The organism is Paracoccus sp. SJTW-4 (assembly GCF_047716885.1).
GTDB classification, from domain to species: Bacteria; Pseudomonadota; Alphaproteobacteria; order Rhodobacterales; family Rhodobacteraceae; genus Paracoccus; species Paracoccus solventivorans.
Genome location: NZ_CP136681.1, coordinates 2,660,512 through 2,681,198 on the forward strand (window position 1 = coordinate 2,660,512; position 20,687 = coordinate 2,681,198).

Here is a 20,687-nt window from a genome sequence, read left to right on the forward strand (position 1 = left end):
TCCTTACGCTTGGGTTGCTGGAATGGGCGCGGCGGCATCGGCGGCGGCATGGTCCCGCCCCGCCTCGCGCGCGATCCGGCTGAGCGAATTGAGCGCCAGCATCACCGCGCCCACCACGCACAGGAACACCCCGGTGTCGAAGCCCATGGCGGTGGCCAGCTCGATCGGCTCGATCCCCGGCAGATGCACGTAGCCGAAGGCCGAGGTCAGGAACGGCTGTCCCGCGAACCATGCGCCTGCGCCGGTGACACCGGCCGCCAGCACCCCCAGCGCGATCAGCGCGTGATAGGGGATCGACTGGCGCTGCATCGCCCAGGCGAAGCCCGAGGCCATGTAGTGCATCACCAGCGCCACCGACACGATCAGCCCGGCGACGAAGCCCCCGCCCGGGGCGTTGTGCCCGCGCAGGAAGATGTAGAGCCCGACCACCAGCGTCAGCGGCAGCAGCGCCCGCGTTGCCACCCCCAGCATCAGCGGGTGGCGGTCGCCGGCGCGGCGCATGTCGCGCACCCATTGGTGCAGCCGGCGCGCGCCGCGCCCGCCCAGCAGTGTCTCGGTCAGGGCAAAGATGGTCAGGGCGGCGATGCCCAGCACGGTGATCTCGCCATAGGTGTCGTAGCCGCGGAAATCGACCAGGATCACGTTGACCACGTTGTCACCGCCGCCCAGCTTGTAGCTGTTTTCCACCATGTAGCCGGAAATCGACGGGAATGCGAAATCGCGGCGCATGATGGCGAAGGCCAGCCCGCCGACCCCCAGCCCCGCCAGCGCCGCGACAAAGGCGTCGCTGCCGCGCTTGAGGTCCGAGGTATCCAGCACCGTCCGCTTGGGCAGGAAGTTCAGCGCCAGCAGCAGCAGGATCACCGTGACCACCTCGACCGAGATCTGGGTCAGCGCGAGGTCGGGGGCCGAGAAATAGACGAAGGTGACCGAGACGATCAGCCCCACGATCCCGACCAGCACCAGCGCCAGGATGCGGCGGCGGTGCAGCGCCACCAGCGTGCCGATGCCGACCAGCATCATCACCCAGCCGACCAGCGCCACCGGCGTGACCGGCAGCATCGGGCGCGCGGCAGGGCCTGCCAGCCCGCTGTGCCAGGCGGCCAGCCCGCAGATCAGCGCCAGCAGCAGCTGCGCGGCCAGTGCCCGCGACATCGAGCCGTTGGAAAACCCGTCGGTGAAGGCGCCGGCCAGACGCTCGGCCGCGCCGACGATGGCGTCGAACATCGCCTTGGCGTCGATACGCGGCAGGACCCTCCGCAGCCTGTCGGCGGGCTGCCACAGCAGCAGCAGCGCCGCGCCCCCGGCGACGGCCAGCGCCGACATCAGCAGCGCCGGGTTCACGCCGTGCCACAGCGCGAAATGCGGGTGCAGTGCCTGCGCGGTGACGGCCGAGGCCGCCGGGGTGACGATCCAGCCCAGCATGGTGTTCGGGAACAGCCCGCTAAGGATCACCACCGCGACCAGCAGCGCCGGCCCCAGCCACAGCCCCGCGCCGGGGTCGTGCGGCGCGGTGGGATAGTCGCTGCGCACGGGCCCCAGGAATACATGCGCCACCAGCCGCAGCGAATAGGCGACCGAAAACACCGAGGCCAGCGTCGCCACCGCCCCGAACAGCACATCGGCGCGGCCGGCCTGTTCCAGCATCATCTCCTTGGACAGGAAGCCGTTGAAGGGCGGGATCCCCGCCATCGACAGCGAGGCGATCAGCACCAGCCCGAAGGTCAGCGGCATCAGCGTGCGCAGCCCCCCCAGCCGCCGGATCGACCGCGTATGCGCGGCGTGGTCGATGATGCCCGCGCCCATGAACAGCGCCGCCTTGAAGCTGGCGTGGGCGATGATGTGGAACATGGCGGCGGTGGTCGCGGCCTCGGTCCCGAAGCCCAGCAGCATGGTGATCAGCCCCAGGTGGCTGACGGTGGAATAGGCCAGCAGCCCCTTGAGGTCGTCCTGGAACAGCGCAATCACGCCGCCGATCAGCATGGTGACCAGCCCGACGGTGGCGACGATGCCGAACCACTCGGGCGTGCCCGCCAGCGCCGGCCACAGCCGCGCCATCAGGAAGATCCCGGCCTTCACCATGGTGGCCGAGTGCAGATAGGCGCTGACCGGCGTCGGCGCCGCCATGGCGCGCGGCAGCCAGAAATGGAACGGGAATTGCGCCGATTTGGTGAAGGCGCCCAGCAGGATCAGCAACAGCGCCGGCAGGTAGAGCGCCGAGGACTGGATCGCCTCGCGCTGCGCGATGATGTCGGACAGGCGATAGCTGCCCGCGACCTGCCCCAGCATCAGGCCGCCCGCGATCATCGCCAGCCCCCCCATCGCGGTCACGTTCAGCGCCATGCGCGCGCCCTGCCGCCCCTCGGGCAGGTGCTTCCAGAAACCGATCAGCAGGAACGAGGACAGCGAGGTCAGTTCCCAGAACACCAGCAGCATCAGGATGTTGTCGGACAGCACGATGCCGGTCATCGCGCCCTGGAACAGCATCAGATAGGTGAAGAACGGCCCCGCCGCGTCGGCCTGCGACAGGTAGAACCGCGCATAGAGGATGATCAGCAGCCCGATCCCCAGGATCAGGATCCCGAACAGCAGCCCCAGCCCGTCCAGCATGAAATCCGCATCCAGCCCGATCTGGGACATCCACGGGATGCGGGTGGCCACCACCTCTCCGGCCAGCACCGCGGGGATGTTGACGATCAGCCCCAGCAGCGCCAGCAGGGTGAAAGTGCCGCAGGCGAGGGCGGCCGCGTTGCGGCTGGTCCGGACCATCAAACCCGGCAGCGCTGCCCCCAGGAACGGCAGCGCGACGATCAAGGCTGGCGTCATTGTTCCCCCGTTTCGGGCGTGAGTCACAGACCTGTGTGGTGAATGTCAAGCGCACGGGCGAAATTGCTGGCCGATGTTCGCGTTTCGTGCTAGCGGCTTGGAAAAACGCAACACAAGGCAGCAGGCATGAGGGCGGACCCGGCAGGGCTTTGCGGCAACTCGATCCCAAGGGCGCGGCACGGGGTCGCGCCGGGGCTTTGGGCAGGAGCCGCGCCGCACAGGAAAGGCTGCTGCGCATGAGGATGGGCGCATGAGAATCCTGGGCATCGACCCCGGGCTGGTCAACACGGGCTGGGGGGTGATCGTCGCCGACGGCTCGCGCCTGCGGCATGTGGCGAACGGGATCATCCGCTCGCGCGCGGACAGCCTTGCCGCGCGGCTGTGCGAGCTGCACGCCGGGTTGGTCGCGGTGATCGCGGCGCATTCACCCGAGGCGGCGGCGGTGGAACAGACCTTCGTCAACAAGGACGCGGTGGGCACGCTGAAGCTGGGGCAGGCGCGCGGGGTGGCGCTGCTGGCCCCGGCGCAGGCGGGGCTGAAGGTCGGGGAATACGCCCCCAACGCGGTGAAAAAGACCGTGGTCGGGGTCGGCCACGCGCAAAAGGGACAGGTGGAGCATATGGTGCGCTTTCAGCTGCCGGGGGTCGAGATCGCCGGCCCCGACGCCGCCGACGCGCTGGCCATCGCCATCTGCCACGCCCGCCACCTGCAGGGCCGCAGCCTGCGCATCAAGGTGGTGGCATGATCGGCCGTATCGCCGGGGTGATCCTGCACCGCGCCCCCGACCATGTGCTGATCGACGTGCGCGGCGTGGGCTATATCGTCCATGTCAACGAACGCACCGCGGCGGCGCTGCCCCCGGTGGGCCAGGCGGCGGCGCTGTATACCGAGCTGCTGGTGCGCGAGGATCTGCTGCAGCTGTTCGGCTTTTCGTCGCTGCTGGAAAAGGAATGGCACCGGCTGCTGACCAGTGTGCAGGGGATCGGGGCCAAGGTCTCGCTGGCGATCCTGGGTACGCTGGGCCCCGAGGGGCTGGGCCGCGCCATCGCGCTGGGCGACTGGGCAGCGGTGCGCAAATCCCCCGGCGTCGGGCCGAAACTGGCGCAGCGGGTGGTGCTGGAACTGAAGGACAAGGCCCCCGGCATCATCGCCATGGGCGGCGCGCTGACCGTGGACGCGGGCGCCGGCGGGGCAGAGATTGCGGCGGGGCCGGGCGTCGAGCCCGCCCCCGCCGCCGCGGCCGCCCCGGCCGCGCAGCCCCCGGCGGCGGCGCCGGCGGTCTCGGCGGCGGCGATGGCGGATGCGCTGTCGGCGCTGACCAATCTCGGCTATGCTGCCTCCGAGGCGGCGGCGGCGGTGGCGCAGGCCGCGGCGCTGGATCCCGGCGCGGCCACGCCCTCGCTGATCCGCGCGGCGCTGCGGCTGCTGGCGCCGAAGGAATAGGCAGGCGAGGATCGGGGGCGGCAAGATGACGGGCAATCTGCGGACATTCCTGCTGATGGCGGCGATGACGGCGCTGCTGATGGGGATGGGCTGGCTGATCGGCGGGCAGGGCGGCGCGATCCTGGCGCTGCTGGTCGCGGGGGCCGGCAACGTCTGGGCATGGTGGAACAGCGACAAGGCGGTGCTGCGCCAGCACGGCGCCACCCCGGTGACCGAGGCGCAGGCGCCCGAGCTGGTAGCCTTGGTGCGCCAGTTGGCCGACCGCGCCGGGCTGCCGATGCCGGCGGTCTATGTGCTGGCGACCGACCAGCCCAACGCCTTTGCCACCGGCCGCGACCCGCAGCACGCAGCCGTGGCGGTGACGCAGGGGCTGCTGCGTATCCTGGACCGCGACGAACTGGCCGGCGTGATCGCGCATGAGCTGGCCCATATCCGCCACCGCGACACGCTGACCATGACGGTGACCGCGACCATGGCGGGCGCGATCGCCATGCTGGGCAACATGATGCTGTTCATGGGCAACCGGGAACGGCAGGGCGGCGCGCTGGGGGCGCTGCTGGCGATGTTCCTGGCGCCCTTGGCGGCGACGCTGGTGCAGCTGGCGATCTCGCGCTCGCGCGAATATGTCGCCGACCGCTCGGGGGCCGAGATCAGCGGCAACCCGATGGCGCTGGCCTCGGCGCTGGCCAAGATCGCCAATGCCGCCGGGCGCACGGTGAACATCCCGGCCGAACGCAATCCGGCCTCGGCCGCGCTGTTCATCATCAACCCGCTGGGGGCGATGCGCATGGACCGGCTGTTTGCCACCCACCCGTCGACGCAGGAACGCATCGACCTTCTGGCGCAGATGCAGCCTGCCGGCAGCCGCATCCCGCGGGTGCCGCGCGCATGATCCCCGCCGCGACCACCCCCGACCCCGCCCTGCGCGGCGAGGCGATCGAGGGCGAGCCCGAAGACCGCGCCCTGCGCCCGCAGCGGCTGGAAGAATTCGTCGGCCAGGCCGAGGCCCGCGCCAACCTGCGCGTCTTCATCGACAGCGCCAGGATGCGCGGGCAGGCGATGGACCACACGCTGTTCCACGGCCCCCCGGGGCTGGGCAAGACCACGCTGGCGCAGATCATGGCGCGCGAACTGGGGGTAAACTTCCGCATGACCTCGGGGCCGGTGCTGGCGCGGGCCGGTGATCTGGCCGCGATCCTGACCAACCTCGAATCCCGCGACGTGCTGTTCATCGACGAGATCCACCGCATGAACCCGGCGGTCGAGGAAATCCTTTACCCGGCGATGGAGGATTTCGAGCTGGACCTGGTGATCGGCGAGGGGCCGGCCGCGCGCACCGTCCGGATCGAGCTGCAGCCCTTTACCCTGGTCGGCGCCACCACTCGGCTGGGGCTGCTGACCACCCCGCTGCGCGACCGTTTCGGCATCCCGACGCGGCTGCAGTTCTATACCGTGGACGAGCTTGACCTGATCGTCGCCCGCGGCGCGCGGCTGATGGGGGTCGCGGCCGAGCCGGCCGGCACGCGCGAGATCGCGCGCCGCGCCCGCGGGACGCCGCGGATCGCCGGGCGGCTGCTGCGCCGGGTGGTCGATTTCGCGCTGGTCGAGGGCGACGGCCGGCTGACCCGCGAGCTGGCCGACATGGCGCTGACCCGGCTGGGGGTGGATGATCTGGGGCTGGACGGCGCCGACCGGCGCTATCTGACGCTGATGGCACAGCATTACGGCGGCGGCCCGGTCGGCGTGGAAACCCTTTCCGCAGCGCTGTCCGAAAGCCGCGATGCCATCGAAGAGGTGATCGAGCCCTATCTGCTGCAACAGGGCTTGATTCAGCGGACTCCGCGTGGCCGGATGCTGGGGCAAGCGGGCTGGCGGCATCTGGGGCTGGATGCGCCGCGCCCGCAGGACAGCACGCAGGGAGGATTGTTCGAATGAATGACGCGACGCCGGGAACGGGTCAGGGGCAGGGGCAGGGGCTGGGCGAGGCACCCGACCGCGCCCCCGAGGCGATCGAGCGCCGCCTGCGCGACAGCTTCGCGCGCCAGACCATGATGCAGACGCTGGGCGCGACGCTGGAAGACATCGGCCCCGGCCGCACCCGCATCGCCGCCCCGATCGCGCCGCATGTGCTGCAGCAGCAGGGCTTTGCCCATGCCGCGGTCAGCTTTGCCATCGGCGACACCGCTGCGGGTTACGCGGCGCTGACCACCCTGCCCGAGGGCGCCGAGGTCGTTACTGCCGAAATGAAGATCCACCTGCTCTCGCCCGCCGTGGGTGAGCGGCTGGTCGCCGAGGGCCGCGTCCTGCGCCCCGGCCGCCGCATCGTCACCGTCGCGGCCGACGTCTTCGCCGAGGGCGCCGCCCATTCCGGCGGCCGCAAGCACGTTGCCACGTTGCTGGGAACCATGGTCCCGGTCGACGGCTGACGGCTGACGGCTGACGGCTGACGCCTGACGCCTGATGGCTCGCCCTCGCTCCGGCCCGCCTCTTTCATCTTGCCCCGAATATCCCGGGGTGCGGGGCAGAGCCCCGCTTTCCACCCCGCGCCGGGCGCATGGCTTGCCTTTCACCCCCCTCCCGGTGCAGGCTGGAAGCAAGCCCGGCAAAAGGAGGCGACCATGTCCGACTGGCCCCTGTCCCTGCGTCTGCTCGCAACGGCGGTGGCGATCGGCCTGACCGTCTGGGCGTTTTCCGAAGGCGCCATGGTTCCCGCGGTGATCGGCATCGCGGTGACGATCTTCGTGGTCAAGCGGTCTTTCCTGTCGCAGATCTGACCGTTGACGCCCGGCCGCGGCCGGGCGACAGGACCCGCATGGCCACCCATTTCCCCCAAGGCGCCCGCATCGGCGTGCTGACGACCGAGCCGGTGGGGCTGCTCGACTATCTCTCCCCTCAGGGCGGCGTGGCGCTGGGCCAGCCGGTGGTGGCGCCGCTGGGCCCGCGCCGGGTGCTGGGCGTGGTCTGGGGGAAGGGAGAGGGCGGGTTCGACGCGGCCAAGCTGCGCCCAATCGCGCGGCTGGTCGAGGCCGCGCCGCTGTCCCCGGCGATGCTCGAGTTCATCCAGCGCGCCGCCGACTACACGCTGACACCGCTGCCGGTGATGCTGCGCATGGCGCTGCGGGCGCCGGATCTGGACCAGCCGCCGGCCGCGCGCCGGGTGATCCACCGTGCCGGCCCGCCGCCCGTGCGGATGACCGACGCCCGCGCCGCGGTGCTGCGGGTGCTGAACGACCACGGGGGGGCGGGGTTCGCGCCCTCGGAACTGGCGCAGCTGGCGGGGGTGGGGGTGTCGGTGGTCAAGGGGCTGGTTGCCGCCGGCACGCTGGTGGAAACCATGGCGCCCAAGGACGCGCCCTATCCGCGGCTCGACCCCGCGCTTCCGGGAAAGCCGCTGGCCCCCGACCAGTCGGCGGCGGCCGAGACGCTGCGCGGGGGGCTGCGCGGCGGCGGCTATGCCACGACGCTGCTGCGCGGGGTCACCGGCTCGGGCAAGACCGAGGTTTACCTCGAGGCCGTCGCCGAATGCCTGCGGCTGGGACGGCAGGCGCTGGTGCTGCTGCCGGAAATCGCGCTGTCGGCCGAGTTCCTGGACCGGGTCGAGGCCCGCTTCGGCGCCCGCCCCGGCGAATGGCACAGCGGCATCACCCGCAGCGAACGCCGCCGCCTGTGGCACATGGCCGGGCGCGGCGAGGTCGGGCTGGTCGTCGGCGCCCGCTCGGCGCTGTTCCTGCCCTTCCGCGACCTCGGCCTGATCGTGGTGGATGAGGAACACGACGGCTCCTACAAGCAGGACGAGACCGTCCATTACAGCGCCCGCGACATGGCGGTGCTGCGCGCCAGCATCGAGGGCGCGCAGGTGGTGCTGGCCTCGGCCACGCCCTCGGTCGAAAGCTGGGTGAACGCAGCCAGCGGCAAGTACCACCGGCTGGACCTGCGCGCCCGCTACGGCGAGGCCGAGCTGCCCGACATGCGCGCCATCGACCTGCGGCGCGAGCAGATGGCCCCGGGACAGTGGATTTCCCCGACGCTCGCCGCGGCGGTGACCGAGCGGCTGGGCCGCGGCGAACAGTCGCTGCTGTTTCTGAACCGCCGCGGCTACGCGCCGGTGACCACCTGCCGCGGCTGCGGCCATCAGATCGGCTGCGACGATTGCGACGCGCGGATGGTGGAACACCGTTTCCAGCGGCGGCTGGTCTGCCACCAATGCGGCGCCTCGCGTCCCATCCCCACCGCCTGCCCCGCCTGCGGGGCCGAGGGCAAGCTGGCCGCCATCGGCCCGGGGGTCGAGCGGCTGGCCGAAGAGGTCTCCGCCCGCTTTCCCGACGCGCGCGCGGTGGTGCTGTCCTCGGACCTCTACGGCTCGGCCCGGGCGCTGAAGGATACCATCGCCACCATCGCCGCGGGGGGTGCCGACATCATCATCGGCACCCAGATCGTCGCCAAGGGGCACAATTTTCCGGCACTGACGCTGGTCGGGGTGATCGACGCCGACCTGGGGCTGCAAGGCGCGGACCTGCGCGCGGCGGAACGGTCGTTTCAACTGATGCGACAGGTGGCGGGGCGGGCCGGGCGGCAGGCGGGCGACCGCCCGGGGTTGGCGCTGCTGCAGACGCACCAGCCCGAACACCCGGTGATCCGCGCGATCCTGTCGGGCGACGACGAGGCGTTCTGGGACGCCGAGGCCGAATCGCGCCGCGCCGCCGGGATGCCGCCGTTTTCGCGGCTGGCGGGGATCATCCTGTCGCACCCTGAACAGTCGGTGGTCGAGGGCTACGCGCAGGAACTCGCCCGCCGCGCCGCACCCTTGGCAGAGATCGGGGCCGAGCTGTTCGGTCCCACGCCCGCCCCCATCGCGCGGGTGCGGGCGCGGTTCCGGGTGCGGATGCTGATCCGCGCCCCCCGCCAGGCGCCGCTGCAATCCGCCATCGCCCGCTGGCTGGCCACCGCGCCGAAAGCGCCCGCCAATCTGCGGCTGGCGGTGGACATCGATCCGCAGAGCTTTCTCTGACGCGCCCCGAGTGCGCCCTGATCGCCGGATGGTGCTGCCGGATGGGTATTTAGGCCAGAAAGAAGCAGCCTCCGGTCTTCTTTCTGGTGGAAATACCCCGGGTTGCGGGGCAGCGCCCCGCGTCAGAGGCCACTGTCGGAAAGCACCCGTTCCAGCACCGGGGCCAGATGCCCGGCCCATTCCCCTTGTGCCTCGGGCGTGCGGATCAGGTCGTTTCGGACCTCGATCAGCAGGTTCGGGCGGCCGTGGGCCAGCGCGTGGGTGTCGATCGAATCGCCTTGCAGATGGCCGCTGTAGGGCTGGTTGTCGCCGGTGACCCAGCCCTGCGCCCGGCAGGCCCGCACCATCGCCGGGCCCAGCCGCTCATCGCGGTGGGAATAGAGGATGCCGACCAGCCACGGCCGCGGCGGCCGCCCGCGCAGCTGCGGGGTGAAGCTGTGGATCGCGCAGATCGCGCGGGCCGGATGCGCCGCTGCCAGGCGCGCCAGTTCGCGGTGATAGGGGCGGTAGAGCCGGTCCAGCCGCCGCTCGCGTTCCGCTGCATCCGCATGGCGGTTCGCCGGGATCACCGTGCCGTCGTAAAGCCGCATCAGCAGCGTCGGGTCGTCCTCGCCCCGGTTCGGGTCGATCACCAGCCGCGAGAAATCCGAGGCGATCATCGGCGCCCCCAGCCGCGCCGCCAGCGCCGAGGCCAGCCCCCGTGCGCCCACGTCGAAGGCGATGTGGCGCGCCATGTCCGCCGCTGCGATGCCCAGATCGCCGCCGTTCACCCACCCCGGCACCCGGTTGGTGGCATGGTCGCAGGTGACCAGCCAGCGCGAGGGGCGATCCTCGCCCTCGGTGGTAAAGGCGGCGGGGTCGGCGGGACAGGGGACGTGCGGGCTCATGGTGCGGCTCCATATACCCCGCGGCCACGTCCGCCGCCAGTTGCCCGTCCCGCTGCGGGGGGGTAGTGATAGCGCAAACAGCGCGGCTTGCCCGCAACTTGCAGGAAGGAACCGGGATGAGACGTCATCGCAATGTCAAGATCGTGGCGACTCTGGGGCCGTCGTCGAACGACCTCGACACCATCCGCGCCCTGTTCGACGCGGGCGCCGACGTGTTCCGCCTGAACATGAGCCATGGCGAGCAGTCCGAGCAGCGCGCCCGCTATGAGATGATCCGCCGGATCGAGGCTGAGACCGGCCGCCCCATCGGGGTTCTGGCCGACCTGCAGGGGCCCAAGCTGCGGGTGGGCGTCTTTGCCGCCGGCGCGCATGAGCTGAACGAGGGCGACCGCTTCCGCTTCGACCTCGACCCGGCGCCGGGCGGGCCGGAGCGGGTGCAGCTGCCGCACCGGGAGATCTTTGCGGCGCTGAAGCCCGGATCGCGGCTGCTGGTCAACGACGGCAAGATCCGCCTGCGGGTCGAGGATTGCGGCGAGGATTTCGCCGATTGCGTGGTGACCACCGGCGGCACGATTTCCAACCGCAAGGGCGTGAACGTGCCCGACGTGGTGCTGCCGCTGGCGGCGCTGTCCGACAAGGACCGCGCCGATCTGGAGTTCGCCTGCGAGCTGGGGGTGGACTGGATCGCGCTGTCCTTCGTCCAGCGCCCCGAGGATGTGGCCGAGGCCCGCGATCTGGTCCGCGGCCGCGCCGCGATCCTGTCCAAGATCGAGAAACCCGCCGCCGTCGATGCCTTTGCCGAGATCCTCGCCGTCTCGGACGGGATCATGGTCGCCCGCGGCGATCTGGGGGTGGAACTGCCGGTGCACTCGGTCCCCCCGATCCAGAAGCGGCTGGTGCGGGCCTGCCGGCAGGCGGCCAAGCCGGTGATCGTCGCCACCCAGATGCTGGAATCGATGATCGAAAGCCCGATGCCCACCCGCGCCGAAGTCAGCGACGTCGCTACCGCCATCTATGAGGGCGCCGATGCCATCATGCTGTCGGCCGAATCGGCCGCCGGCCGTTATCCGGTCGAGGCGGTGCAGACGATGGACAGCGTCGCCCGCTCGGTCGAGGTGGATCCGGTCTATCGCGACGTGATCGACGCCTCGCGCGGGACCGCCAACCGCACCAGCGTCGCCGATTCGATGGCCGTGGCGGCGCGCGAGATCGCCGAGACCACCGATATCGCGGTGATCTGCGCCTATACCCAGTCCTCGACCACGGTGCGGCTGGTGGCGCGCGAACGCCCCAAGGTGCCGATCATGGCGATGAGCTCCGAGTTGCCGGTGCTGCGGCGTATGGCGCTGGTCTGGGGGGCGCATTGCGTGCTGACCCCGGCGCTGGAGCGTTTCAAGCAGGCGGTGGACAATGCGGTCACCGCTGCCCAGCATTTCGAGTTCGCCGACGTCACCCGCAAGGTGATCGTGATCGCCGGCGTTCCGTTCAACACTGCGGGATCGACCAACATCCTGCGCGTCGCTTCCTGCGGCGAAAGGTTGCTTTCGGGCAGCGACACGGACTAAAGCCCCCGCATCCGGGACCCCAAGCAAGCGAGCGAGCATGTCCGATCTTCTTATCCTTCTGGGCACCGTGCTGATGGCGCTGTCGGTCGTGCTGGCCATCGCCTCGCTGGCGCGGACCGAACCGCCGCGCGGCGCCGCCATCGCCTTCGTGATCGGGGTGGCCGCGCTGTTCGCCGGCGCCTGGCTTGAACCGACGCCCTTCCGCGTGCAGGACCTGGGCCTGGCCTGGCAGCGGCTGCTGAGCGGTGAAATCCGGCTGTAGGCGGTTCCGCCCTTGCCAATCCGCCGGCGCGCCGCTATCAGGCGCGCTTCAAGACTCCGCGCGGCCGGCCGGTAAGGCATTGCCGAGTCGCGCGCTCACTCTGACAAGGAGACGAAAATGCCGAAGATGAAGACCAAGGCGGCCGCGAAGAAGCGGTTCTCGATGACGGCGACCGGCAAGGTCAAGGCCGGCCCGGCGGGCAAGCGCCACGGCATGATCAAGCGCTCGACGAAATTCATCCGCGACGTGACCGGGACCATGATCCTGTCCGCGGCGGACACGAAGATCGTCAAGAAATACATGCCCTACGACCGCTGAGAGGACCTGAACCATGGCACGAGTGAAATCCGGCAAGGTCACCCACGCCCGCCACAAGAAGATCCTGGATCAGGCCAAGGGCTATTACGGCAACCGCTCGCGGAACTTCCGCACCGCGACCCAGGCCGTCGACAAGGCCAACCAGTACGCGACCCGCGACCGCAAGACCCGCAAGCGCAATTTCCGCGCGCTGTGGATCCAGCGGATCAACGCCGCCGTGCGCGCGGTGGACGCCGAGATGACCTATTCGCGCTTCATCGCCGCGCTGACCAAGGCGGGGATCGAGGTGGACCGCAAGGTCCTGGCCGACCTGGCCGTGCACGAACCCGACGCCTTCAACGCCATCGTGGCGCAGGCGAAAGCCGCGGCCTGAGGGCTTTCGGCAGTTCGGAATGGATGGACCCGCGCCCCTGTGGCGCGGGTTTTTTCGTTTCTGGACGCTGTGCCCCAAGGCCGGGGGCTGTCTGCCCCCATCGTCGTATCCGACGATTCCCCCGAGGATATTTTTTGACAGAAGATGGAGCGGGTGCCTTGGCGAGGTGGTGCGGCATGGGCGAGTGGCCTCTGGCATCGGGCTGTGCAACCCTTGTCCGGTAACGGGGGTTGAGGGCGCATGACCGACACCGCGCATTCGTCCGATCTGCCGCCGCGGGTGCCGCTGGCTAGCCGCCCGCTGGGCATCATCGGCTCGGCCCTGACCGCGCGGCGCAATGTGCTGGAACTGATCCCCGAGCTCGCCTTGCGCCAGCCGATGGTCTCGGGGCGGCTGGGGATTCGCTGGCATATGGTGATGGACCCGGCGGCGCTGCGGCGGGTGCTGAAGGATCGGGTCGAGGATTATCCGAAATCCGACGTGACGCGGCTGATCCTCGAACCCGCCATCGGCGACAGCCTGTTCGTGGCCGAGGGCGCGCAGTGGCGCTGGCAGCGGCTGGCCGCCGCCCCCGCCTTTGCCGCCCGCAACGTCGAGGCGCTGGCCCCGGTGATGACGGCGGCGGCCGAGGCTTCCGCCGCACGCATCGCCGCCGCGCCGCAGCCCTTCGACGCCTATGCCGAGATGGTCGCCGCCACTTTTGACGTGATCAGCGACGTGACCTTTTCCGGCGACGAGGGGTTCGACCGCGAGGCCGTGCATCTGGCGATCGACCGCTACATCGCCTCGACCGCGCGGGTGTCGCTGCTGGATGTGCTGGGCGCGCCGCCATGGGTACCGCGGCCCGGGCGGCTGGTGTCGGGCGGCGCGCTGCGGCGGACCAAGCTGCTGGCCGACCGCGCCATTGCCGAACGCGCCCGCCGCGGGCCGCGGGTGCCGCCGGACCTGCTGGACCTGCTGCGGGGAGGCGTGGACCCGGAAACCGGCCGCAGCATGAACCCCGCCGAGCTGCGCGACAACCTGCTGACTTTCATCGTCGCGGGGCACGAGACCACGGCGCTGACCCTGTCCTGGGCGCTGTATCTCTGCGCCTTCGACCCCGCGGTACAGGCGCGCGCCGCGGCCGAGGCGCAGGCCGCCGGCCCTCGCATCGGCGCGGCCGAGCTGCCGCGGCTGCCCTATATCCAGCAGATCGTGCAGGAAACGCTGCGGCTGTATCCTCCGGCCGCGTTCCTGTCGCGCACCGCCCGCCGCGCCGACACCCTGGGCGGGCGCGAGATCCGCCCCGGCGACACGGTGATGCTGCCGATCTATGCGCTGCACCGCCACCGGCTGCTGTGGGACAACCCCGACGCCTTCGACCCCGAGCGCTTTGCCCCGGGGATCGAGCGCGACCGCTTTGCCTTCCTGCCCTTTGGCGGCGGCCCCCGCATCTGCATCGGCGCCAATTTCGCCCTGCAAGAGGCCGCGATCATCCTGGCCACGCTGCTGGCGCGGTTCGATTTCGCGCGGGTTCCGGGCGCGGTGCCGCGGCCGCGGATGATCCTGACCCTGCGCCCGGAGGGGGGCGTCTGGCTGCGCGCCACGCCGCGTTAGTCCCGCCCGCTAGAAACGCCCCGCGTCCCGTGCTAGGCCCGGCCCGCACCAAGCCGAGGCCCGAGATGAGCGATACCGATACCCTGCGTTCCACATGGCTGTCCCGCGTGGCCGAGGCCCCCGACGCCGCCGCGCTGGAAGAGGTGCGGCTGGCCGCGCTGGGGAAAAAGGGCGAGATCAGCGCCCTGATGAAGGAGCTGGGCCGGATGACGCCCGAAGAGCGCCAGACCCGCGGCGCCGCCCTGAACCGCCTGCGCGACGAAATCGACGCCAGCCTGCGCGCCCGCAAGCTGGCGCTGGACGATGCGGCGCTGGATGCGCGGCTGGCGGCGGAATGGCTGGACGTGACCCTGCCCGGGCGGCCGCGACCGGCGGGCAGCATCCACCCCGTCAGCCAGGTGATGGACGAGGTCACGGCGATCTTTGCCGACATGGGGTTTTCGGTTGCCGAGGGCCCGCAGGTCGAATCGGACTGGTACAATTTCGACGCGCTGAACATCCCGCCCGAGCATCCGGCGCGGCAGGAACACGACACCTTCTTCATGCACCGGGCCGCGGGCGACGACCGCCCGCCGCATGTGCTGCGCACCCATACCTCGCCGGTGCAGATCCGCGCGATGGAGGCGATGGGCGCGCCCCTGCGCATCATCTGCCCCGGCCGCGTCTATCGCATGGACATGGACCAGACCCACACACCCATGTTCCACCAGGTCGAGGGGCTGGCCATCGGCCGCGACATTTCCATGGCGAACCTGAAATGGACGCTGGAAGAATTCTGCCGGGCGTTCTTCGAGGTCGACGAGGTCGAACTGCGCTTCCGCGCCTCGCATTTCCCCTTCACCGAGCCCTCCGCCGAGGTCGATATCCGCTGCGACTGGTCCGGCGGCCAGCTGAAGATCGGGCAGGGGGAAAGCTGGCTGGAGATCCTGGGCAGCGGCATGGTCCACCCCAAGGTGCTGGCCGCCGGCGGCATCGACCCGGCTGAGTGGCAGGGCTTTGCCTTCGGCATGGGCATCGACCGGCTGGCGATGCTGAAATACGGCATCCCGGACCTGCGGGCGTTCTTTGAGAGCGACCTGCGCTGGCTGCGTCATTACGGGTTTGCAGCGGGGGATGTGCCGTCGGTGAGTGGGGGATTGTCGCGTTAAGGCGGCACGAAACCTGTGGCCTTGGTCTTTTTCGCGCAATCCATCTTGATCGAATTAATGTAGTAACATAAATTGTTCATCGACTACGACCCGGACAAGCGGGCGACGACCCTTGTGCAGCGCGGCGTGGACATGGCCCGCGCGGGCGAGGTGTTCGCCGGGCCGACCCTGACGGTCGAGGATGACAGGTTCGATTATGGCGAGGCGCGGTTCATCACCATCGGCTGTCTGGACGAACGTATGGTCGTTCTGGTCTGGACGCCCCGCCGTGATGCCAGGCGCGTCATCAGCATGAGGAAGGCCAATGAGCGCGAACAGAAAGCCTATGCCCCCCGGCTTCGATGAGGATGAGATTCCCGACCTCTCGGCACCCGAATGGGTCGAGCGGTTCGAGGCCGTGCCGGTGCGGCGGGGCCGTCCCCCGGCGGATGCGCCGAAGATTTCCACCACCTTGCGTCTGGACCCCGACGTTCTGGACTGGTTCAAGGCGGGCGGCGCAGGCTGGCAAAGCCGGATGAATCAGGCGCTCCGCAAGGCGGCGGGGCTGGATTGAAAGAGCAACGATGAAATTCACCCTCTCCTGGCTCCGTGAGCATCTCGACACCACGGCCACCCTGACCGAGATCACCGACGCGCTGACCGATCTCGGGCTTGAGGTCGAGGATATCCACGACCCGGCGGCGGCGCTGGCCCCGTTCACCATCGCCCGCATCACCCATGCCGAGCAGCACCCCGACGCCGACCGGCTGCGCGTCCTGCGGGTCGCGACGGATGAGGGCGAAAGGCAGATCGTTTGCGGCGCGCCGAATGCGCGGGCGGGGCTGATCGGCGTTCTGGCCAAGCCCGGCGATTACGTCCCCGGCATCGACCTGACGCTGAGCGTGGGCAAGATCCGGGGCGTGGAATCGCACGGCATGATGGCCTCGGAACGCGAGATGCAGATGTCGGACGAACATGACGGCATCATCGAGCTGCCCTCGGGCGAGGTCGGGCAGAAATTCACCGACTGGCTGGCGCAGAACGCGCCCGAAAAGATCGACCCGATGATCCACATCAAGATCACCCCCAACCGCCCCGATGCGCTGGGGGTGCGGGGGATCGCGCGCGATCTGGCGGCGCGGGGGCTGGGCACGCTCAAGCCGCTGGAAATCCAGCCGGTTGCGGGCAGTTTTGACAGCCCGCTTGGCGTCTCCATCGCGGCGGATGTGCGTGACCGCGCGCCGCATTTCGCCGGGCGGCTGATCCGCGGCGTCAAAAACGGCCCCTCGCCCGAGTGGCTGCAACGGCGGCTGAAGGCGATCGGGCTGCGGCCGATCTCGACGCTGGTCGATATCACCAACCTGTTCACCTATGACCTGAACCGGCCGCTGCATGTGTTCGACGCGGGCAAGGTCGCGGGCGAGCTGACCGTGCGCGGGGCCGCGCCGGGGGAAACGCTGCTGGCGCTGGACGGCAAGACCTATGCCCTGCGCCCGGGCGATCTGGTGATCGCGGATGACCACGGCCCCGAAAGCCTTGCGGGCATCATGGGGGGCGAGGCCTCGGGCGTGACCGAGGATACCACCGAGGTGTTCCTTGAAAGCGCCTACTGGCAGCCCATCGGCATCGCGGCGACCGGGCGGGCGCTGCGCATCAACTCGGACGCGCGTTATCGCTTCGAGCGCGGCGTGGACCCGGAGTTCACCCGCGACGGGCTGGAACTGGCGACGCGGCTGATCCTCGATCTGTGCGGGGGCGAGGCCAGCCATGTGGTCGAGGCGGGGGCCGCCCCCGACCAGTCCCGCGCCTATCGGCTGGACCCCGCGCGGACGCAAAGCCTGGTCGGGCTGGACATCCCCGAGGCCGAGCAGCGCGCCACGCTGGAGGCCCTGGGCTTCCGGCTGGAAGGCGACATGGCGCAGGTGCCCAGCTGGCGCCCCGACGTGCAGGGCGAGGCTGATCTGGTCGAGGAAATCGCCCGCATCGCCAGCCTGTCGCGGCTCACGGGCCAGCCGCTGCCGCGTCCCCGCGCGGGCGTGCCGCAGCCGGTGCTGACCCCCTTGCAGCGCCGCGAATCTGCTGCCCGGCGGGCGGCGGCGGCGCTGGGCTACAACGAATGCGTCACCTACAGCTTCATCGACCAGCCGGCGGCGGCGCTGTTCGGCGGCGGCTCTGACGCGGTGCGGATCGAGAACCCGATTTCCTCGGAAATGACCCATCTGCGCCCCGACCTGCTGCCCGGGCTGCTGGCGGCGGCGGCGCGCAACCAGGCCCGCGGCTTCATGGACCTGGCGCTGTTCGAGATCGGGCCGGTGTTTGCCGGCGGCGAGCCGGGGCAGCAGACCACCCTGATCTCTGGCCTGCTGGTCGGCGCTTCGGCCCCGCGCGACCCTTACGGCTCGCGCCGCCCGGTCGATCTTTACGACGCCAAGGCCGATGCCGAGGCGATCCTGTCTGCTGTCGGCGCACCGGCGCGGGCGCAGATCGACCGCAAGCTGGACCCGTGGTGGCACCCCGGCCGGGCCGGGAACATCGCGCTGGGGCCGAACCGGCTGGCGAGCTTCGGCGAACTGCATCCCCGCATCCTGCGGGCGCTGGACATCAAGGGGCCGGCGGTCGCCTTTACCGTCCATGTCGGCAACGTGCCTCTGCCCAAGACCCGCACCCCCACCCGCCCGGCGCTGGCGATCAGCGACCTGCAGGCGGTCGAGCGCGACTTTGCCTTTGTCGTGGATGAGCGGGTCGAGGCCGCGGCGCTGGTCAATGCCGCGCAGGGCGCCGACAAGGCGTTGATCGCCCGCGTCGCGGTGTTCGACGAGTTCCGGGGCGAACGTGCCGCGGCGCAGATGGGGCCGGGCAAGAAATCCGTCGCCCTGACCGTGCGGCTGCAACCCCGCGACAAGACCCTGACCGATGCCGAGATCGAGGCGGTGGCGGCAAAGATCGTCGACAAGGTGGCGCGCGCCACCGGCGGCACGCTGCGCGGCTGACCAAGGGCAGCCGCTGCTGAACCACGGGGGCGTCGCATTTTGCGGCGCCCTTTTTTATTCTGCCCCCGCGGCCCATGGATGCAGCGTTTTGTCAACCGGGCGCCCTCCTGTCCGTTTGTGCAGTTTCGTGGTTGACCGGCAGGTTTTTGCCGATAACAATCCGGTGAAGCGGAAATCCGACAAGGCCGCGATATTGCAGTCATTCTGTTGGCGAATCGATGAAGAAGACGTGGCCTGACCCTTGGGTCGACCCCGACCCCGGGACAGGGGGACAGGCCGCGGCCTCGGCCGGGGACTTCATCGCGCGGGGCCGCGAACGCTATTCCGCGGCGCTTCAGGCCGGTTCGGTGGTGCTGTGGCACGCCGACCTCGGCGGGCGGATCCTCGCCACGCTGGGCTGGGGGGCGCTGACCGGCCGTCCGGAATCCGAGGCGCTGGGGCGGGCGGCGCTGGACCGCGTCCACCCCGAGGACCGGCCGCTGGCCGATTTCCGCGGCCGCAACATCGGCGATACGCTGCAACTGGAATGCCGGGTGCTCGACGCCAACGACCGCTGGCGGTGGATGCGGGCGCGGGGGGTGCGGATCGCCGCCTCGGGGGCGTTTCCGGCCGAATGGGTCGGCACCTTCGAGGATATCCATGACGAGCGGCTGGCGCTGGAACGCGCCCGCTATCTGGCCGAACGCGACGCGCTGACCGGGTTGGGCAACCGCCGCACCCTCTACGAACAGCTCAACCGGCTGCGCTGGATGGACGCCTCGGCCACGGTGGTGATGATCGACGTGGACGGGTTCAAGGCGGTCAACGACCTGCACGGCCACCAGATAGGCGACCGCTTCCTGCTGCGGCTGGCGCAAAGCCTGACCGCCAGCGCCCCCGCCCATGCCGTCTGCGCGCGCATGGGCGGGGACGAGTTCTGCGCCGTGGTCGCCGATCAGGCTGAGGCCGAGGCGCTGGCCGCACGGCTGGGGGCGATCTGCGGCGCCGGGCTGATGATCGGGGACAGCAACTGCCGCACCGGGATCAGCGCCGGCATCGCCGATGCGGACTGGGCGGCGCCGGACCCGGTGTCCACCGCGCTGCGCCGCGCCGATCTGGCGCTGTATCACGCCAAGCGCAACAACAGCGGGCTGGCGCGGTTCCAACCCGCCATGCAAGAGGAAGCCGACGCCCGCCAGAAGCTGCTGCACGCGATCGGCGCCGCCAGCCGCAACGGCGAGTTCTTTCTGGAATACCAGCCCATCGTCCGCGTCGATGGCGGCGCCACCGAAGCGTATGAGGCGCTGCTGCGCTGGCAGCACCCGCAATACGGCCGCATCGAGCCGGCGCTGTTCATCCGCCTGGCCGAAGAAAACGGCCTGATCGGAGAGCTGGGGCGCTGGGTGCTGGACCGCGCCTGCGACGATCTGGCCAGCGGCGCCGCGCATCTGCGGCTGAACGTCAATGTCTCGGCCCGGCAGCTGGCCGAGCCGGGGTTCGCCGATGCCGCCGCCGGAACCCTGCGCCGCCACGGGCTGGACCCCGGCCGGCTGACGCTCGAACTGACCGAAAGCCTGTCGGCCAGCACGGTGGCCCTGGGGGTCGAGGTCGAGCGGCTGCGCGCCCATGGCTTCCGGCTGGTGCTGGACGATTTCGGCACCGAATACGCGGCGCTGTCGCAGGTCAGCTCGGGGCGGTTCGACGGGATCAAGCTGTCGCGCGAGTTCATCGCCGATTGCTGCGCCAGCCGCCGCGCCTGGCTAGTGCTGCGCCACGTCGTCAACCTGTGCGAGGATCTGGGGATGAGCGTCGTGGCCGAGGGGATCGAGACCGACGCCGAGCTTGCCGTGCTGCGCCGCGCGGGCGTGCGGCTGGTGCAGGGCTATTATTTCGACCGCCCGCGCCCCTTGGCGGAACTGGCCGAGGTCGCTGCGGCGGCCTCGTGACCGCCGCGGACTGGTGGGATCAGACCGATTCGTCGATCCAGGATTTCAGCGAGGCCTTGGGCGCCGCGCCCATGCGGTTCGACACCACCTCACCGCCCTTGAACATGAACAGCGCCGGAATGCCGCGCACGCCCAGCGAGGCCGGGGTGTCGGGGCTTTCGTCCACGTTCACCTTCACGACCTTGATCCGGCCGGCGTATTCGTCCGACAGTTCTTCCAGCGCCGGGCCGATCTGACGGCAGGGCCCGCACCATTCGGCCCAGAAATCCACCAGCACGGGGATGTCGGACTGGCGCACGACACTGTCGAAATCGGCGTCGGTGGCGTTCACTGTGGCCATGGGAAAACTCCTTGAGGGGATAAGACG

At 70.3% G+C, this 20,687-nt stretch carries 20 protein-coding genes; 17 read left to right on the forward strand and 3 right to left on the reverse strand.

Annotated elements, in window-relative coordinates; genetic code table 11:
• Positions 1 to 3 precede the first annotated feature (3 nt).
• Positions 4 to 2,826: a monovalent cation/H+ antiporter subunit A gene (locus RSP45_RS13100; protein WP_415392256.1), complete on the reverse strand. Its 2,823-nt coding sequence runs from the start codon at positions 2,824 to 2,826 to the stop codon at positions 4 to 6.
• A 250-nt stretch (positions 2,827 to 3,076) separates the two neighbouring features.
• On the opposite strand from RSP45_RS13100, the gene ruvC reads away from it, so the two are divergent.
• The 7 genes from ruvC to RSP45_RS13135 all read left to right on the forward strand — a co-directional run bounded on the left by ruvC (position 3,077) and on the right by RSP45_RS13135 (position 9,277).
• Entirely contained in the window at positions 3,077 to 3,571 is a 495-nt protein-coding gene (ruvC, locus tag RSP45_RS13105) for a crossover junction endodeoxyribonuclease RuvC (protein ID WP_415392257.1), read from the forward strand.
• Positions 3,568 to 4,269, forward strand: a complete 702-nt coding sequence (gene ruvA / locus RSP45_RS13110) for a Holliday junction branch migration protein RuvA (protein ID WP_415392258.1) — start codon at positions 3,568 to 3,570, stop codon at positions 4,267 to 4,269. The genes ruvC and ruvA overlap by 4 nt, the downstream gene beginning before the upstream one ends.
• 25 nt (positions 4,270 to 4,294) lie before the next feature.
• On the forward strand, positions 4,295 to 5,161 hold the full coding sequence (locus RSP45_RS13115; RefSeq protein WP_415392259.1) for a M48 family metalloprotease: 867 nt from the start codon (positions 4,295 to 4,297) through the stop codon (positions 5,159 to 5,161).
• The gene (ruvB, locus tag RSP45_RS13120; protein WP_415392260.1) at positions 5,158 to 6,204 is read left to right on the forward strand and encodes a Holliday junction branch migration DNA helicase RuvB; all 1,047 of its coding nucleotides are present in this window, start codon (positions 5,158 to 5,160) and stop codon (positions 6,202 to 6,204) included. The genes RSP45_RS13115 and ruvB overlap by 4 nt, the downstream gene beginning before the upstream one ends.
• 113 nt (positions 6,205 to 6,317) lie before the next feature.
• Positions 6,318 to 6,695, forward strand: a complete 378-nt coding sequence (locus tag RSP45_RS13125; protein ID WP_415394068.1) for a PaaI family thioesterase — start codon at positions 6,318 to 6,320, stop codon at positions 6,693 to 6,695.
• Between the two features lie 192 nt (positions 6,696 to 6,887).
• Positions 6,888 to 7,043 carry a hypothetical protein gene (locus tag RSP45_RS13130; RefSeq protein WP_415392261.1) on the forward strand — a complete coding sequence of 52 codons (156 nt, stop codon included), beginning with the start codon at positions 6,888 to 6,890 and terminating at the stop codon, positions 7,041 to 7,043.
• Positions 7,044 to 7,081: 38 nt separating this feature from the next.
• On the forward strand, positions 7,082 to 9,277 hold the full coding sequence (locus RSP45_RS13135; RefSeq protein WP_415392262.1) for a primosomal protein N': 2,196 nt from the start codon (positions 7,082 to 7,084) through the stop codon (positions 9,275 to 9,277).
• Between the two features lie 122 nt (positions 9,278 to 9,399).
• On the opposite strand, the gene RSP45_RS13140 is transcribed toward RSP45_RS13135, so the two are convergent.
• Positions 9,400 to 10,164: an N-formylglutamate amidohydrolase gene (locus tag RSP45_RS13140; protein ID WP_415392263.1), complete on the reverse strand. Its 765-nt coding sequence runs from the start codon at positions 10,162 to 10,164 to the stop codon at positions 9,400 to 9,402.
• 116 nt (positions 10,165 to 10,280) lie between these two features.
• On the opposite strand from RSP45_RS13140, the gene pyk reads away from it, so the two are divergent.
• The 10 genes from pyk to RSP45_RS13190 all read left to right on the forward strand — a co-directional run bounded on the left by pyk (position 10,281) and on the right by RSP45_RS13190 (position 20,320).
• Positions 10,281 to 11,729 (forward strand): pyruvate kinase, encoded by a 1,449-nt coding sequence (pyk, locus tag RSP45_RS13145; protein WP_415392264.1) that lies wholly within the window; start codon positions 10,281 to 10,283, stop codon positions 11,727 to 11,729.
• Between the two features lie 37 nt (positions 11,730 to 11,766).
• Positions 11,767 to 11,991, forward strand: coding sequence for a hypothetical protein (locus RSP45_RS13150; protein ID WP_073067106.1), 225 nt, complete (start codon positions 11,767 to 11,769; stop codon positions 11,989 to 11,991).
• 117 nt (positions 11,992 to 12,108) lie between these two features.
• Positions 12,109 to 12,309, forward strand: coding sequence for a 50S ribosomal protein L35 (gene rpmI, locus RSP45_RS13155; RefSeq protein ID WP_073067104.1), 201 nt, complete (start codon positions 12,109 to 12,111; stop codon positions 12,307 to 12,309).
• Between the two features lie 13 nt (positions 12,310 to 12,322).
• Positions 12,323 to 12,682 carry a 50S ribosomal protein L20 gene (gene rplT / locus RSP45_RS13160; protein WP_073067102.1) on the forward strand — a complete coding sequence of 120 codons (360 nt, stop codon included), beginning with the start codon at positions 12,323 to 12,325 and terminating at the stop codon, positions 12,680 to 12,682.
• A gap of 240 nt (positions 12,683 to 12,922) precedes the next feature.
• Positions 12,923 to 14,278, forward strand: coding sequence for a cytochrome P450 (locus RSP45_RS13165; protein ID WP_415392265.1), 1,356 nt, complete (start codon positions 12,923 to 12,925; stop codon positions 14,276 to 14,278).
• A gap of 65 nt (positions 14,279 to 14,343) precedes the next feature.
• Positions 14,344 to 15,426, forward strand: coding sequence for a phenylalanine--tRNA ligase subunit alpha (pheS, locus tag RSP45_RS13170; RefSeq protein ID WP_415392266.1), 1,083 nt, complete (start codon positions 14,344 to 14,346; stop codon positions 15,424 to 15,426).
• 72 nt (positions 15,427 to 15,498) lie between these two features.
• Entirely contained in the window at positions 15,499 to 15,771 is a 273-nt protein-coding gene (locus RSP45_RS13175; protein WP_415392267.1) for a BrnT family toxin, read from the forward strand.
• Positions 15,752 to 15,979: a BrnA antitoxin family protein gene (locus RSP45_RS13180; RefSeq protein ID WP_415392268.1), complete on the forward strand. Its 228-nt coding sequence runs from the start codon at positions 15,752 to 15,754 to the stop codon at positions 15,977 to 15,979. Before RSP45_RS13175 ends, RSP45_RS13180 begins: the two co-directional genes overlap by 20 nt.
• Positions 15,980 to 15,989: 10 nt before the next feature.
• On the forward strand, positions 15,990 to 18,395 hold the full coding sequence (gene pheT / locus RSP45_RS13185) for a phenylalanine--tRNA ligase subunit beta (protein ID WP_415392269.1): 2,406 nt from the start codon (positions 15,990 to 15,992) through the stop codon (positions 18,393 to 18,395).
• Positions 18,396 to 18,613: 218 nt separating this feature from the next.
• The gene (locus tag RSP45_RS13190) at positions 18,614 to 20,320 is read left to right on the forward strand and encodes a putative bifunctional diguanylate cyclase/phosphodiesterase (RefSeq protein WP_415392270.1); all 1,707 of its coding nucleotides are present in this window, start codon (positions 18,614 to 18,616) and stop codon (positions 20,318 to 20,320) included.
• A gap of 19 nt (positions 20,321 to 20,339) precedes the next feature.
• Here the strand turns inward: RSP45_RS13190 and trxA are convergent, their stop codons facing one another.
• Complete coding sequence (trxA, locus tag RSP45_RS13195; protein WP_073067090.1) at positions 20,340 to 20,660, reverse strand: thioredoxin; 321 nt, start codon at positions 20,658 to 20,660, stop codon at positions 20,340 to 20,342.
• Positions 20,661 to 20,687: the final 27 nt, after the last annotated feature.